Source organism: Propionicicella superfundia DSM 22317 (assembly GCF_000423465.1).
Classification (GTDB): domain Bacteria; phylum Actinomycetota; class Actinomycetes; order Propionibacteriales; family Propionibacteriaceae; genus Propionicicella; species Propionicicella superfundia.
This window is the reverse complement of sequence record NZ_AUIA01000027.1, coordinates 34,905-50,228: the sequence shown is the minus strand read 5'-3', so window position 1 is coordinate 50,228 and position 15,324 is coordinate 34,905. Positions and strand designations below refer to the sequence as shown.

General features: G+C 69.5%; 15 protein-coding genes. 8 read left to right on the top strand and 7 right to left on the bottom strand.

What is annotated here, in order from left to right; genetic code table 11:
- On the bottom strand, positions 1-694 hold a 694-nt coding region (locus G555_RS0104815; RefSeq protein WP_028707997.1), incomplete at its 3' end, for a hypothetical protein.
- Positions 691-837: a hypothetical protein gene (locus G555_RS22560; protein ID WP_169337862.1), complete on the bottom strand. Its 147-nt coding sequence runs from the start codon at positions 835-837 to the stop codon at positions 691-693. The genes G555_RS0104815 and G555_RS22560, both read right to left, overlap by 4 nt.
- Positions 838-1,086: 249 nt before the next feature.
- Here G555_RS22560 and G555_RS18010 point away from each other — a divergent pair, with 249 nt between their 5' ends.
- The 8 genes from G555_RS18010 (at position 1,087) to G555_RS18005 (ending at position 8,731) form a co-directional block, all read left to right on the top strand.
- The gene (locus G555_RS18010) at positions 1,087-1,566 is read left to right on the top strand and encodes an ASCH domain-containing protein (RefSeq protein ID WP_084634752.1); all 480 of its coding nucleotides are present in this window, start codon (positions 1,087-1,089) and stop codon (positions 1,564-1,566) included.
- Positions 1,563-2,624 carry an ATP-dependent DNA ligase gene (locus G555_RS0104800; protein ID WP_028707996.1) on the top strand — a complete coding sequence of 354 codons (1,062 nt, stop codon included), beginning with the start codon at positions 1,563-1,565 and terminating at the stop codon, positions 2,622-2,624. Before G555_RS18010 ends, G555_RS0104800 begins: the two co-directional genes overlap by 4 nt.
- 472 nt (positions 2,625-3,096) lie before the next feature.
- A complete protein-coding gene (locus G555_RS0104795; RefSeq protein WP_028707995.1) occupies positions 3,097-3,918 on the top strand; it encodes an amino acid ABC transporter substrate-binding protein in 822 nt (273 codons plus the stop codon).
- A gap of 26 nt (positions 3,919-3,944) precedes the next feature.
- Entirely contained in the window at positions 3,945-4,613 is a 669-nt protein-coding gene (locus G555_RS0104790) for an amino acid ABC transporter permease (RefSeq protein WP_028707994.1), read from the top strand.
- Between the two features lie 10 nt (positions 4,614-4,623).
- Positions 4,624-5,403: an amino acid ABC transporter ATP-binding protein gene (locus G555_RS0104785; protein ID WP_281168172.1), complete on the top strand. Its 780-nt coding sequence runs from the start codon at positions 4,624-4,626 to the stop codon at positions 5,401-5,403.
- A 136-nt stretch (positions 5,404-5,539) separates the two neighbouring features.
- Entirely contained in the window at positions 5,540-6,295 is a 756-nt protein-coding gene (gene lipB / locus G555_RS0104780; protein ID WP_028707992.1) for a lipoyl(octanoyl) transferase LipB, read from the top strand.
- Complete coding sequence (lipA, locus tag G555_RS0104775; RefSeq protein ID WP_028707991.1) at positions 6,292-7,218, top strand: lipoyl synthase; 927 nt, start codon at positions 6,292-6,294, stop codon at positions 7,216-7,218. Before lipB ends, lipA begins: the two co-directional genes overlap by 4 nt.
- A gap of 655 nt (positions 7,219-7,873) precedes the next feature.
- Positions 7,874-8,731: a GTP pyrophosphokinase gene (locus tag G555_RS18005; protein WP_245581197.1), complete on the top strand. Its 858-nt coding sequence runs from the start codon at positions 7,874-7,876 to the stop codon at positions 8,729-8,731.
- Positions 8,732-8,881: 150 nt separating this feature from the next.
- On the opposite strand, the gene G555_RS18000 is transcribed toward G555_RS18005, so the two are convergent.
- The 5 genes from G555_RS18000 to G555_RS0104745 all read right to left on the bottom strand — a co-directional run bounded on the left by G555_RS18000 (position 8,882) and on the right by G555_RS0104745 (position 15,292).
- On the bottom strand, positions 8,882-9,346 hold the full coding sequence (locus G555_RS18000; protein ID WP_051208450.1) for an aminoacyl-tRNA deacylase: 465 nt from the start codon (positions 9,344-9,346) through the stop codon (positions 8,882-8,884).
- Positions 9,347-9,449: 103 nt separating this feature from the next.
- Entirely contained in the window at positions 9,450-11,132 is a 1,683-nt protein-coding gene (locus G555_RS0104760; protein ID WP_028707990.1) for an ABC transporter family substrate-binding protein, read from the bottom strand.
- 123 nt (positions 11,133-11,255) lie between these two features.
- Complete coding sequence (locus G555_RS17995) at positions 11,256-13,397, bottom strand: dipeptide ABC transporter ATP-binding protein (RefSeq protein WP_084634750.1); 2,142 nt, start codon at positions 13,395-13,397, stop codon at positions 11,256-11,258.
- Positions 13,394-14,299: an ABC transporter permease gene (locus G555_RS0104750; protein WP_028707989.1), complete on the bottom strand. Its 906-nt coding sequence runs from the start codon at positions 14,297-14,299 to the stop codon at positions 13,394-13,396. Before G555_RS0104750 ends, G555_RS17995 begins: the two co-directional genes overlap by 4 nt.
- 9 nt (positions 14,300-14,308) lie before the next feature.
- Positions 14,309-15,292: an ABC transporter permease gene (locus tag G555_RS0104745; protein ID WP_028707988.1), complete on the bottom strand. Its 984-nt coding sequence runs from the start codon at positions 15,290-15,292 to the stop codon at positions 14,309-14,311.
- Positions 15,293-15,324: the final 32 nt, after the last annotated feature.

Genomic DNA, 15,324 nt, shown 5'->3' with positions numbered 1-15,324 from the left:
CCAGGGAATCCTGCACCAAGCTGACATCTGAGGGGAGCCGGAGACGAGCCCGTTCCTTCATGGTCCTGTCATCGAGTACGAGCAGAAGCGGGGTGCCTGAGGTCCCTTCACCTTCTGCCAGTTCTTCGGCGAAAACGGACAGGGTGCCATCGTGCCAGACGGGTTTGCTGGGGATCACGTTCGGGTAGTCGACTTCGGCTGTGGTCTTCCCATCCAGGTCGTGGCGGTGGACCCAGCCCGCGCCATTGATTCCGTTGGTGGTGAAGGTGGCGTCGGGCGACGTTCCCACGCCGAGCACGAGCGGTTCAGGGATCTGGACCGCAGACAGGGAACACGCGGTGGTGGAGAGGGTGACGATGTGGGTCTTGTCGCGGTCCATGTTGCCGTTGGTCACGGTGACGAGGTCGTCGCCGCGCCGGTCCAGAAGGTTGCCGGGGCCGGCGGTGAGACCGATCCAGGGCAGGTGCTGCTGGGCGATGGTGTTGTCGGGCTTGATGTAGTCGATGGTGCTGGCCGTGCCGTTCTCGGTGGACCACAGGACGGCTGCTTTCCATCCGTCGGGGCAGGGGCCGTTTGTGGACAGGTCTCCCGACAGGCCGGGAAGGACGCTGCACGCGGTTGTGAGCATCAGCGTGGCCGACAGGGCGGCGGCCGTGCGCACAGAGGCGTGGCGGGTGCCTTTCCCGGTCGTCATCGGATCACTTCTCCCGGCAGATCGAGGTGGCCCCGGCGTTGTTGACGGCTCATCCGATGCACCGATGGGGAAGCGGAGGCGAGGACGGGGGGAGCGACGCGCAGGGCGATCGCCGCGGTGAGGACGGGGATGGTCTTCGTCATCGAAGCGTCCTGTTCTGTTGGGGTGTGGGCGGGTGAGCATCGTCGATGATGCTGCGAACCTACGCACCTGATCACCGATCCCGCAAATCGCACCCAGGGTTCTCAGGAAACTCTCAGGATTATGAGGATATCTCCAACAGGATGGGAGTCCCTTCCTGAGAGACGCCGGATGCCGCGTGGCTTGGGGCGACGGTGCCCGGCGGGTCTGCAGGGTGCCGCCGACCGGGGTCGATGTGCTGGAATGTGCCGATGACCCACGCGCACGATTCCGACGCGGTCCGCGGCTACTGGGACGAGGTGCGGGCGCGGCTCGGGCAGGCCGTCCTCGGGGCCGCCGCGGTCCAGCACGATCCGCCGGAGGCCTGGGCCTTCGGCGACGGGGCCGAGATGGCCGACGACCTCCTGGGACTCGTCCTCGCCGGCGAGAAGGTCGGGACATCGTCGGCGGTCGCCTCGTACGAGCCCGGCGAGACGTACCCGCGGCCCGGCGGACTGTCGATCCTGCTGGACGGCCACGGCCGGCCTCGGGCGCTCATCCGCACGACCGCCGTCGTCCGCACGCGGTTCTGCGACGTGACCAAGGAGTTCGCCGCGTCCGAAGGGGAGGACGACCGGACCCTCGCGAGCTGGCGGCGCGGGCACGAGCACTTCTTCCAGCGCGAGCTCGGCGACGGGTTCGCCGAGGACATCGAGGTGTTCTGCGAGACCTTCGAGGTGCTGGCCCGATGACGCTGCCGATCGAGATCCCCGCCGAGCCGATGCTCGCCAAGGCCGTCTCGGCGATCCCGGCCCAAGGCTCGATCCCGGGCGGCTACCTGTACGAGCCCAAATGGGACGGCTTCCGCTGCCTCGTCGTCCGCGACGGCGACGAGGTCGACCTGCGCAGCCGGGGCGCGAAATCCCTGGCCCGGTACTTCCCCGAGGTGATCGAGACCGCCGCCGCCAGCCTGCCGGAGCGCTTCGTCGGCGACGGCGAACTGGTCGTGCGCGTGGGCGAACCCGGCGCGCAGCGGCTCGACTGGACGGCCTTGTCACAGCGCATCCACCCGGCGGCGTCCCGCGTCGCGCGGCTGTCGGCCGAGTTCCCGGCCGAGATGGTGTTCTTCGACCTCCTCGCGCTCGGCGACGACTCCCTCCTGGACCTGCCGTTCGGCGAGCGGCGGCGGCGTCTCGAAGGCGTGCTGCGGGGCATCGCCGCCCCGGCCGTCCACCTCACGCGTGTCACCGACGATGCGGCCGTCGCCCAGGAGTGGTTCGACGTGTTCGAAGGCGCCGGGCTCGACGGCGTGGTCGCCAAGCCCGTGGGCGATCCGTACTCTCCCGGGCGGCGGACGATGCTGAAGATCAAGCACTCCCGCACCGCCGAGTGCGTCGTGTGGGGATACCGCATCCACACCTCGGGCCAGGGCGTGGGATCGCTGTTGCTCGCCGCACACAACGCCGACGGCGTCCTGCAGCCCGTCGGCGGCATCGGCGCGTTCAGCAACCGGACCCGGCTCGATCTCATCGACATGCTGGCCCCGCTGGTCGAACGGGACGACGCCGGCGAGGCCGTCACCGGCGAGACGGAACGGTCCCGCTTCGCCTCCGGCAAGGACCGGTCCTTCGTGACGCTGCGCCCGGAACTGGTCGTCGAGGTGCGATTCGACCAGTTGGAGGGCGAGCGATTCCGGCACGCGGCGCAGTTCGTGCGCTGGCGCCCCGATCGCACGCCGGAGTCGTGCCTCCTGTCCGATATCGACCGGGCTCCGGCGTACGACCTGTCGGACGTCCTCGCCGACGACTGACCGAGTACGCCCGGCCCGTGCCCCGGGGCGCGAGCCCGCGGGGCGCACCCCGGCGAAGCGGTCGGACCCCTCCGGACACCGGGATACGACGCGTCCGGGAGGCCGGATGCCGGATGCGGCGCCGGCGCGGCCCTGACTTGCCGGGGTCGCGCCCGGCCACTAAAGTCCGGCGCATGTCAGCCAACGCGAACACGCACCAGCGGTCTCTCCGGTCTCTCCGGGCCGCCGCGTGCATGTGTCCGTTCGGCTCGGTGCGCGACTGTATGTGACCTCGACCCGCACCGCTCGCGCGATCCGCGCGAGATCGACCCATCCGACCCTGTAGGGCCCGTTCGGCGCTGGCGCGCTGGGCTCCCGACGGCCGGGTGCCGGGCCTGTACGAGGCCCCGCCTTTCCTGCCCTCCGGTCCCCGGCGACGAGCCGCAGACCGGTGAGACCGTCCTGTCTCGACATTCATCGAAAGCGAACTCCCATGAAACTCAAGCGTGCGGCGCAACTGCTCACCATCGTCCTCACAGGGCTGCTTCCCCTGGCGGCCTGCTCAAGCCCGACCAGCCAACCGGGCGGTGCCACGACCACCGGCGCCGACACGGCCCTCGCCGAACTGCAGAAGTCCGGTGTTCTCAAGGTCGGCACCGAAGGCACCTACTCGCCGTTCACCTTCCACGACGCGGACACGAACGAACTCACCGGCTACGACATCGAGGTCATCACGGCCGTGGCCGAGAAGCTCGGCGTGAAGGCGGAGTTCTCGGAGACCAAGTGGGACGCGATCTTCGCCGGCCTCGAGGCGAAGCGCTACGACCTGGTCGCCAACGAGGTGTCGATCAACGCCGAACGGCAGGCCAAGTACGACCTGACCGACCCGTACTCGGTGTCCTACCCGGTGGTCATCGTGAAGGCCGACAACACCGACATCACCTCGCTCGACTCCGTGAAGGGCAAGACGACCGCCCAGACGGCGACGTCCAACTGGGCCGACTTCGCCCGCGAGGCCGGGGCGACCGTCGAGCCCGTGGACGGCTTCACCGAGGCCGTCGCGGCTGTGAAGGCCGGACGTGTGGACGCCACCTTCAACGACAACCTCGCCGCGCTGGAGTACTTCAACACGACCAAGGACACCTCGGTCAAGGTCGGCTTCGAGGTTCCCGACGAGAAGGTCACGCAGGCGTTCGCCCTCCGCAAGGACTCCGGTCTCGTCGAACCGATCAACGCCGCCCTGAAGGACCTGGCGGCCGACGGGACGCTCGCCAAGATCGGCGAGAAGTGGTTCGGCGAGGACATCTCGAAGTAGCTGCGGCGTGACGGAAGGGGTGCGTCATGGATGGGAGCACCTGGGACCTCCTGCTCCACTCGATCGGTCCGCTGCTGCTGGGGACCATCACCGGGACGATTCCGCTGACCCTGATCTCGTTCGCGATCGGGCTGGTGCTCGCCCTGCTGGTGGCCCTGGCGAGGCTGTCCTCGGTGCGGGTGCTGTCTCGGCTTGCGCAGGTGTATGTCTCCATCATCCGTGGCACGCCCCTGCTGGTGCAGCTCTACATCATCGTGTACGCGCTGCCCAGCCTCGGGCTGGTCATCGATCCGTTCCCCTCCGCGGTCGTCGCGTTCTCGCTGAACGTCGGAGGCTATGCGGCCGAGACGATCAGAGCCTCGATCCTCGCCGTCCCCAAGGGGCAGTGGGAGGCGGCGAGCACCGTCGGCATGGGGTACGTCCTCACGCTTCGCAGGGTGGTCCTGCCGCAGGCGCTGAGGGTGGCGGTCCCGCCGCTGTCCAACACCTTCATCTCGCTGGTCAAGGACACGTCGCTCGCGTCCTCGGTGATGGTCACCGAATTGCTGCGCAAGGCACAGGAGATCGCGGCTCCGTCGTTCGCGTTCCTGCAGCTCTACGCGCTGGCGGCGGTCATCTACTGGGTCGTGTGCACCGTGCTCTCGTTCGCCCAGGGCCGACTGGAGCGTCGCCTCGACCGGTACGTGGCCCGCTAGGAGGATGGACATGAGTCTGGTGTCGGTACGAGGGGTCCACAAGGCGTTCGGCGATCACGTCGTGCTGCGCAGCATCGACCTGGAGGTCGCCGCGGGGTCGGTGACGGTTCTCATCGGGCCCTCCGGGTCGGGCAAGACGACTCTGCTGCGGTGCCTCAACGGCCTCGACAGACCGCAGGAGGGTGTCGTCACGGTCAACGATGTCACGCTCGACTTCGCGAAACGCCCCAGCGGCGCCGAGGTGGCGGCGCTGCGGGCGCAGTCGGGCATGGTCTTCCAGGCTCATCACCTGTTCCCACACCGCACGGCTCTGGAGAACATCACGGAGGGGCCGATCCACGTGCAGCGGGAACCCGCTGCCGAGGCCAGGGCGCGAGGCATGGCGCTGCTCGCGCAGGTCGGTCTGACCGCGAAGGCCGATGCGTATCCCCACGAGCTGTCCGGTGGCCAGCAGCAGCGGGTCGGCATCGCCCGCGCGCTGGCCCTGCGGCCCAAGCTGATCCTGTTCGACGAGCCGACCTCGGCGCTCGACCCCGAGACGGTCGGCGACGTCCTGGTCGTGATGCGCGACCTTGCGAAGCAGGGCTGGACGATGGTCGTCGTCACGCATGAGATCCGGTTCGCCGAGCAGGTGGCCGATCATGTCGCGTTCCTCGATGGCGGCGTGATCGTCGAGGACGGACCGCCGTCGCAGGTGCTGGGCCACCCGGTGGAGCCGCGTACCCGGCAGTTCCTCCGGCGTGTGCTCGATCCGCTGTCGGCAGATCTGGACGGGAGCGACGATGCCTGAGTCGCCATCGCCGGACAGCGACCGCCGGGCGTTGCCCCCAGGTCCGGAGCCGACCGGCCGAACCCGCGTGCCGAGCCAGGGACCGGGGAACGATGCCCGCGACTCGGCCCCGGAGCCCGCACGTAGACTCGGCCGCATGACTCTCGCCTTCCGCGATCTGGGCCTCGGCGCACGGCATGTCGACTACGAGGAGGCGTGGCGGATGCAACGCGAACTCCACACCGCCGTGGCCGCCGGCGAGCAGGAGGACACGGTGCTGCTGCTTGAGCACCCGCCGGTCTACACCGCCGGCAACCGGACCTTCCCCGAGGAGCGTCCCGCCGACGGCACTCCCGTCATCGACGTCGACCGGGGCGGCAAGATCACCTGGCACGGTCCGGGCCAGCTCGTGGGGTACCCGATCGTGCGGCTGCCCGATCATGTCCGGTCGGTCGACTACGTCCGCCGACTGGAGGAGGCCCTGCTGCGGGCCCTTCGAGCATTCGGGCTGCCCGCCGGACGCATACCGGGCCGGTCGGGGGCATGGGTCGCCGACGAGCGGGGCGAACGGAAGCTCGCCGCCGTCGGGATCCGGGTCGCACAGCGGACGACGATGCACGGCTTCGCGCTCAACGTCGACCCCGACCTCACCTGGTTCGATCGCATCGTCCCCTGCGGGATCACCGACGCCGGTGTCACGTCGATGACCGCCGAGCTCGGTCGTCCGGTGTCGGTGGTCGAGGTCGCCGCCGTCGTCCGCCCCCACCTCGAAGAACTCCTCGGCGAGTTCGCTCCGTTCGAGCGGACTCCTGATGCCGCGGGTCCTCGCCCCGATCCCGCACGCGCGCCGCGGCCGGGGCCGCGCGTCGCCGTCGTCACGCACACCGCATCCGAGAGAGGAGCAGCCTCATGACCGTCGAGCCGCGCAAGCTGCTGCGTCTGGAGGTCCGCAACGCGCAGACCCCCATCGAGACCAAACCGTCGTGGATCAAGAACCGGGCTCACCAGGGTCCCGAGTACCGGGAGCTGAGTGATCTGGTCCAGCGGGAGGATCTGCACACCGTCTGCCAGTCGGCCGGCTGTCCCAACATCTTCGAGTGCTGGGAGGACCGCGAGGCGACCTTCCTCATCGGCGGCGACCAGTGCACGCGGCGATGCGACTTCTGCCAGATCGACACCGGCAAGCCGGCCACCTTCGACGCCGACGAGCCGCGTCGCGTGGCCGAGTCGGTGCAGAAGATGGGTCTGCGGTATGCCACGGTCACCGGGGTGTGCCGCGACGACCTGCCCGATGAGGGCACCTGGCTGTACGCCGAGACCATCCGGCAGATCCACGAGGTCAATCCCGGTGTCGGCGTCGAGATGCTCGCGCCGGACTTCAGCGGCCGGCGGCCGTACCTGGAGGAGATCTTCGCCACGCGGCCCGAGGTGTTCGCCCACAACGTCGAGACCGTGCCGCGGATCTTCTCGCGCATCCGTCCCGGGTTCCGGTACGAGCGGTCGTTGAACGTCCTCACCTGGTCGCGGGAGGCCGGCCTCGTGACGAAGTCGAACCTCATTCTGGGCATGGGGGAGACCCGCGAGGAGGTCTCGCAGGCGCTGCGGGACCTGCACGCGGCGGGCGCCGAGATCATCACCATCACGCAGTACCTGCGTCCCAGCCCGCGGCACCACCCCATCGACCGCTGGGTGAAGCCCGAGGAGTTCGCGGAACTCGCCGACGAGGCGCGCGCGGTCGGCTACGCCGGTGTGCTCAGTGGGCCGCTCGTGCGGTCCTCCTACCGGGCCGGGCGCCTGTACCGCCAGGCGCTCGACACCCGCACCGCCGCCGTCTGAGCGGCGACCGTCACGGCTCCGGCCTGTGACTTTGTGTGCGGGGACGGTCCCCAGGGCCCCGTCCCGGTCCCGTCCGGGGTGCTGCCGGTGTGTTTTGTCACGCGTGGCCCCGTCGCTGGGGGTGTGACTTTGTGTGCGTGGAGGGTTCCCAGGGGGCCGTCCCGGTCCCGTTCGGGGTGCTGCCGGTGTGTTTTGTCACGCGCGGCCCCGTCGCTGGGGGTGTGACTTTGTGTGCGCGGTGCGGGTGGCGGGTCGTGTTTTCGGCGTCGGTGGGGCGTTGCGGGGTCGGTTTGTCACGTGCTGGTCCCGTTCGGGGCGCTGCGGACAGCGGGACTGCTGCACGGATAGGTGACAGGTTGTAGTCACGCGTGGCCCCGTCGCTGGGGGTGTGACTTTGTGTGCGTGGAGGGTTCCCAGGGGGCCGTCCCGGTCCGGTTCGGGGTGCTGCCGGTGTGTTTTGTCACGCGTGGCCCCGTCGCTGGGGGTGTGACTTTGTGTGCGCGGTGCGGGTGGCGGGTCGTGTTTTCGGCGTCGGTGGGGCGTTGCGGGGTCGGTTTGTCACGCGCCGGCGTCTCCGCGTCGCCGCGAGCGCCCAGGCGGTGACACCGGCGCATCGCGCCGAAACGCCATTGGGCGGGCAACTACCATGGGATGAGTGGAGGACGAGGCCGGGGCTGCGGACGCCGACGGCACACGTTCGGCCTCGGGGCTCCCGGCGCTGCCGGAGTCGTTCCTGACCGCCCGGGCCCAGGCTGCCGGAGTCGGAGCCGACGACGTGCGTCGCCTCATCGACCAGTTCTCGCGCTTCATGCTCGGCTACAAGTTCGGCATCGACGCCCTCACGACGAAGGTGCGCATCCTGCAGCAGGAGTTCAAGCACGTCCACCGCTACAACCCGATCGAGCACGTCTCCTCGCGGCTGAAGTCGCCCGAGAGCGTGCTGGAGAAGGTGGCGCGCAAGGGCATCGAGCCCCGGTTCGACGAGATGTACGAGCACATCACCGATATCGCGGGCGTGAGGGTGACGTGCTCCTTCGTGTCGGACGTGTACGACGTGTTCGATCTGCTGACCAAACAATCCGATGTCCACGTCGTCAAGGTGAAGGACTACATCGCCCATCCGAAGACGAACGGCTACCGCAGCCTGCACGCGATCGTCGACCTCCCGGTCTTCTTGTCCACAGGGCCGCAGACGTCGCGGGTCGAGCTACAGGTCCGCACGATCGCGATGGACTTCTGGGCGAGCCTGGAGCACAAGATCCACTACAAGTACCGCGGTGAGGTGCCGGACGGGTTGCAGACCAGCCTGCAGGAGGCGGCCGCCACCGCCGCGCGTCTCGACGAAGAGATGGAACGCCTGCATCACGACGTTCGTGGCGACGCGACGAGCCCCGATGGCGACGACTCCGCCGACGAGGGCGATGACGGCGAGGTCGCGGCCGTCGAACTGTCCGGACTGGTCATCGCGCGTCTTGCCCAGCACCGAGCCGACTCGGGCGAACCGCACGCCTGAAGCTCCCGGCCCTCCCGAGTGCCGACCTCGATCGCGGCGCGGACGGGGGCGTGACCGGGGTCGCGACCAGCCTGTCCGGGCGCGCCGACTCGCGTGATGCGGGAACGAGGCGGTGGCCGATCCCGCGGGCGGCCGACACCGCCGAGCCGGTCACGCCGGGGGATCGGCGATGGCGGCCACAACAACCCGGGGAGCGATGCGCAGGAGGTCGGACGCGTCCAGCTCGACCGTGAGCTCGGGCGTGCCGCCCCCGCAGTACACACGGCCCATCTGCGGCACGGCCGCATCGAGCACGAGGGTCGTCGCCGGGTCGGCCGTGATGGGGGAGACGCCACCGGGCGACATCCCGACCGTCGTCAGCCGATCCGACGGCGCCGGTCGCCACAGCTTGCGCGGCACGCCCAGAGCGCGCCCGAGGTCCCCGTAGCGGAGTCGGTGGGGACCCGGGATGCCGACGAGCACGAGCCGGTCGTCCGGCAGGACGAAGGCGAGCGTCTTCACGCTGGTCTGCCACGAATGCGGCCACAGGTGGGCGTCCGCCTCCCCGTGGATCGGTTCGTGTCGGTGCATCGTGTACGGCACCGCATGCGCGTCGAGGATGTCGAGCAGTCTCACGCTTCGCACCCTCCCACCGCCTCGGGCGGACGTGGACACCCGCCGGGCCGACGCGAACCGCTCGCCCGCATCGGGCGATGGGCGGTCCCGCGCCGGCGCCGGGCTACTTCAGGTAGCCCACGTTCTCCCATTTCACACTGCCGAAGCCCATGGAACCGAAGTTCGCCAGGTTCTTCTTCACGGCCACGAGATCGGGACGCTGGTACAGCGGCAGCGTGTGGACGGCCGTCCAGATCTTCTCGGCGGCCTGATTCGCCAGGTCGGTCCGGGCGGCGGGGTCCGTCTCGGAGTCCAGCTTGTCGAGCAGATCGTCGAGCCCGCTGATGGAGAGCTTGGCGAAGTTGGACTGTGAATCGGTCCCGTAGAGCTGGCGCACGCCCGCGAACGGGTACGGCGAGCCGTACCACGAGAAGGCGATGATGTCCCAGTCGCCGCCGCTCAGCAGCTTCTCATCGAGGCTGTCGGCGCTCACCGACTCGATCTTGAGGTTGACGCCGATCTGCTTCAGCATCTGCTGGGCCTGCAACGCCTCGTTCTCGGAGGCGGCCACGCCGGTGAGCTGCTTGAACCGGACATCGAGCTGGTCGCCGTTCTTCTCGTAGTACCCCGACGAGGAGTTGAGCGTCCAGCCGGCTTCCTCCAGCAATGCCTTGGCCTTGTCGACGTTGTAGTCGATGCCCGTCTTCGCGGCCATGTCGACGTAACCCGACTGGTTGGACATGAAGATGTTGTTGTTCAGCGGCGAGACGTCGAGATTGAGGCCGGCGAGGTCGGATGCCGCGATGGCGGTGCGATCGAGGCCCATCACGATGGCCTGCCGGACCTTCTCGTCGGTCAGGAAACCGCCCTTGCTGTTGAAGGTGAACTGGCGGAAGTCGGGGCCTCCCGCATTGCGCACCTCCGCGTCGCCGACCTGCTGGACCCGGCTGTAGGCGTCGGCGTCCACGCCGACATCGAGATAGTCGAGCTCGTTCGACTGGAATGCCGAGGTGACCGAGTCCGCCGACACGACCCGCCAGGTGATCTTGGTGAGCAGCGGCTTCGCGCCCCACCATTTGTCGTTGGGGACGAGCGTGATGATCTTCTGGGTCTCATCGACGCTGTCGACCTTGAACGGGCCGGCGAAGTACTCGTTCTTCAACTCCGACCAGCCGTTGTTGAAGGCTTCGGGTGTGGCGCAGGACTCCTTGCGGAGCGGGCCGGAGCTCAGTACCTGCGTCCAGTCCGGATAGGCGATGTCGAAGGTGAAGACGACCTCGCGCTCGTCGGCGCCCTGCTTGACCTCGCTCACCGAGGCCCAGCCCTGGGTGGACACGGCACGGAACTCTGTGTTCTTGCCGTTCATCGCATTCCAGGTGGCGATCCAGTCCGCGGCCGTGATGGCCGTGCCGTCTCCCCAGACGGCGGCCGGGTTCATCTTCAGCGTGACAATCGTGTTCGGGGAGTTCACTGTCTGGACGTCCGCGATGTAGTCGCTGTTCGCGACCGGGGTGCCCTCGGAGTCGTAGTCGAAGAAATGTGCACGGATCGCGTCGCGGACCAGGGAGTAGTCGTCGCCGCTGCCCTCGATATTGAAGGGATTCCAGTTGGCGGCGAAGTCTTGGACCGACCCGCGGAACTCGCCTCCCTCGGCAAGGTTTCCACGGTCCTGCTCGTTGATGTCCCAGCCGGACGTCGGCTCTGTCGTGCCGGGCGAGTCCGTGTTGCCGGGCGACCCTCCGCAGGCGGCGAGACCGAGGACCAGGCCGGCGGACAGGAGCGTCGCCAGCCACCTGTTCAACTTCACGGGGTCTCCTTTCGGGAGGACTACGCCACGGCGCCGGTGGCCCCATTGACTTGACCTTAGTCATGACTCCCGCCCCTTCTCAGAGCGCCCATGTCACGACCTGCTAACGATCATTCTCTCGCCTCACGCGGTGGGCCGCGGCCAAACGGCGTCGTCATCGAGTCCCCTGATGGCCGGAATCAGACCGGTGTAATGGCATGCCGATCTGTGGTCGTTCAAACCGTGGACAACGTCGAGCCCGGGCGTGTCTTGGACGCAGGCGGCCCGCTGGTCCTCGCTGAGCTGCGCGAAGGCGGGGCAGCGGGTTCGGAAGGGGCAGCCTGACGGCGGTTCGGCGGGGGTGGGCGGGTCGCCGGCGAGCAGGACGCGGGCTCGGCCGCGTTCGGCGGCCGGATCGGGGATCGGGATCGCCGAGAGCAGCGCCCGTGTGTAGGGATGGGCGGGGTGGTCGTAGACGTCGGCGACGGGCCCGTCCTCGACGATCCGCCCCAGGTACATGACCGCGACCCGATCGGCGATGTGCCGGACGACGGCCAGGTCGTGCGCGACGAGCAGGTAGGACAGTCCCAGCCGTCCCTGCAGGTCGGCCAGGAGGTTGACGATGCCCGCCCGGACGGACACGTCCAGCGCCGACACGGGCTCGTCGAGGACGACGACCCGAGGTTCCAGCGCGAGCGCCCTGGCGATGCAGACACGCTGGCGCTGTCCGCCGGAGAGCTGCTGCGGATACCGGTTGACGTGGTCGGGTTCGAGGCCGACCAGGTCGAGCAGTTCGTCGACCCGCTGTTCGATCCGGCCGGGTTCGTATCCGAACGCGTCCAGCGGTTCGGCGATCAGGTCGAAGACCGGCATGCGGGGGTCGAGGGACGCCGTCGGATCCTGGAAGACGACCTGCAGCTCCCTGCGCAGCGCGGTGCGCGCCGCCCGGTCGAGCGTGCTCACGTCCTTGCCGAGGACGACGATGCGTCCGTCGGTGGGTGCGGCCAGGTCGAGGATCCCCAGCAGGGTCGTGGTCTTTCCGGAGCCGGACTCGCCCACGAGCGCGAGCGTCTCGCCGGCCTTGAGCTCCAGGTCGATCCCGTCGACGGCGTACACGGTGCCGACGCGACGCCGGAAGACCGATCCCGAGGTGCGCGGGAAGTGCCGTCTCACGCCGTGCAGCGCGATCACCGTGTCGCGCTCGGCCCTGGGCAGACCCGCGAGCGGGCTCGGGGAGATGCGGGGCACGGGGAAGACCTTGTCGTAGGTCAGCCGGTCGGTGCGGACGTCGCGCGCTCGGTGGCACGCGACCTCGTGACCGGCCTCGAACGGCCGGGCCGGGTCGGGCTCGGCCTCCCGGCACAGGGCGGTCGCCAGCGGGCACCGGGGCGCGAACGGGCAGCCCGGCGGCGGCGTCAGCGGCGACGGAGGGCTGCCCTCCAGGGACGTGAGGGGCCGGTCGGGGGCGTCCGGGTGGGGGACGGTGCCGAGCAGCCCCACCGTGTACGGCATCAGCGGGCGGTGGAAGACCTCGTCGGCCGTGCCGTGCTCGACGGGGCGGCCGGCGTACATGACCGTCACCCGGTCGGCCATCCCGGCCACCACGCCGAGGTCGTGCGTGATGAGGAGGACCGCGGCGCCCGTCTCGGCCTGCGCGCGCCGCAACACCTCCAGCACCTGCGCCTGGACGGTCACGTCCAGGGCGGTCGTCGGTTCGTCGGCGATGATCACGGCGGGGTCGTTGGCGATCGCCATCGCGATCATCGCCCGCTGCCGCATCCCTCCCGAGAACTCGAACGGGTACGACCTCGCCCGCAGCGCGGGGTCGGGAATCCCGACGAGGTCGAGCAGGGCGACCGCCCGTGTGGCGGCGGCCGCGGCGGTCAGGCCGGGGTTGTGGACGCGGATCGCCTCGACGATCTGGTCGCCGACGGTGTACACGGGGGTCAGGGCGGACAGCGGATCCTGGAACACCATCGCGATGTCGTTCCCGCGCAGGCGGCTCATCACCGCGTCGGACGTGCCGAGCAGTTCGGTCCCCGACAGGCTCACCGAACCGGTCACGCGTACCCCGGGCGGGTGGAGCCCCATGATCGCCAGTGCCGCCGCCGACTTGCCGGACCCCGACTCCCCGACGATCGCGGTCGTCTCCCCGGCGACGAGGTCGAGCGACAGCCCGCGGACGGCGTGCACCGGCCCGTCCTCGCTGGGGAAGGTGACGTGCAGGTCGGCCACCGTCAGCACGGTCCGTCCCGCCGTGCGCCCTGCGTCGTCCGGGGAGCTCATGCTCGGCCCCCCGAACCGCTGGACGGGTCGAGTGCGTCGCGGAGGCCGTCACCGACGGCGTTGACGCTCAGGACGAGCGCGAGGAGGACGGCCGACGGGCCCAGGAAGATCCACGGGAACGTGGTCGCGCTCCGCGCGCCCTCCGCGATGAGCGTCCCGAGGGACGTGTCGGGGGATTGGACGCCGAACCCGAAGTACGACAGTCCGGTCTCGGCCAGGATCGCGTAGCCGACGTTGAGGGTGGCGTCGACGATCAGCAGCGAGGAGATGTTCGGGAGGATGTGCCGGCGGATGATGCGGGGCGTCGACACACCCATGTACCGCGCGGCGAGGATGTACTCGCGTTCCTTCACCGTCAGGGTCAGTGCCCGCACCACCCGCGCCGACAGCATCCAGCCGAAGCCCGCGAGCAGCGCCACGAGCCAGATCCAGGCAGACTCGCCGCTGCCGCTCGTGATGATCGCGACGAGGAAGAACGACGGGATCACCAGCAGCAGGTCGACGACCCACAGCATCGCCTTCTCGTACCAGCCGCCGATGTAGGCGATGGACGTGCCGATGACGGCCGCCAGGCCGGTGGAGCCGGCCGCGACCAGGAAACCGATGAGCAGCGACTTGCCCAGTCCGTGCACGGTGAGCGCGAGGACGTCCCGGCCGCTCTGCGTCGTCCCGAACCAGTGGCGGCCGCTGGGGGGCTGCAGATATGCGCCCGGGTCGATGGCGTCGTAGCTCCAGGGCACCAGGTGCGGCCCGAGGACTGCGGCGACGATCAGCAGGACGATGACGCCGCCACCGAGGACCGCCGGGAGATTGCGGCCGAAGCGGCGCAGGATCAGGCGCCGGGAACTGATCCGGCGAGCGGTCTGCGGGCCCTCGGCGGCGACGGTTGCGGGTGCGGTCACGATGCGGTCCTATCCGAGCCGGACGCGCGGGTCGAGGAGGGCGACGAGGAGGTCGGACAGGAGCGCCCCGGTGAGGACGCACACGCCGCTGAAGGCGGTCACGGCGACGATGCCGTGGACGTCCTGGCTGCCGATCGCGTCGACGGCGTACATGCCCATCCCGCGGAAGTTGAACACACGCTCGGTGTAGGCGGAGCCGACGAACAGCGTGGCAACGGTGAACGCGACATAGGTACCGGTCGGCACGAGCGCGGTCCGCAGGGCGTGGCGGCGGATCGCGCGACCGCGGCGCAGGCCCTTGGCGCGGGCGGTGCGGACGTAGTCGGAGCCGAGGGCGTCGAGCATCAGGTTGCGCTGGATCCGGCTGAGGGACGCGGCTCCGGTGAGGGTGAGCACGACGGTCGGCAGGAACAGGTGCTGCAGCCGGTCGACGAGGGCGGCGCCGGGGTAGGCGCCCACCGAGCCCGTCTCGCCGGTGAACTCGAAGATGTCCACGCCGGTGGCGTTGTTGATCCGGATCGCGACGATGGTCGACACCGTGGCCAGGACGAAGACGGGCACGGAGATCACCAGCAGGGCCAGGAACGTCACCACCCGATCGGAGACGGTGTATTGGCGCGTGGCGGTCCAGGCGCCGACCGCGACCCCGACGACGATGCCGAGCAGCGATCCCAGGAGGACCAGTCGCAGGCTCACCCACATGCGCACGGCGATCTCGTCGTTGACCGAGACTCCCAGCGGCGACGTCCCCCAGTCCCAGCGGAACAGGATGTCGCCCAGCCAGGTCAGGTAGCGCTGCCACAGCGGGACGTCGTGGCTGAGGCCGTACTCCCGCATCAGGCCTTCGATCGTCTCGGCGGGCACGGGCGGGGTGCGCAGCGAGTACACCGAGTACGGGTCGAGGCGGACGGATGCCAGGACGAACGTCAGGCTCACCGCGACGAACAGTAGCACCGCGTAGTTGGCGAGCCGCCTCACCAGGTACCTGATCATCGGTTCCGTGCTCTCTCCGCCGTGAAACCCGT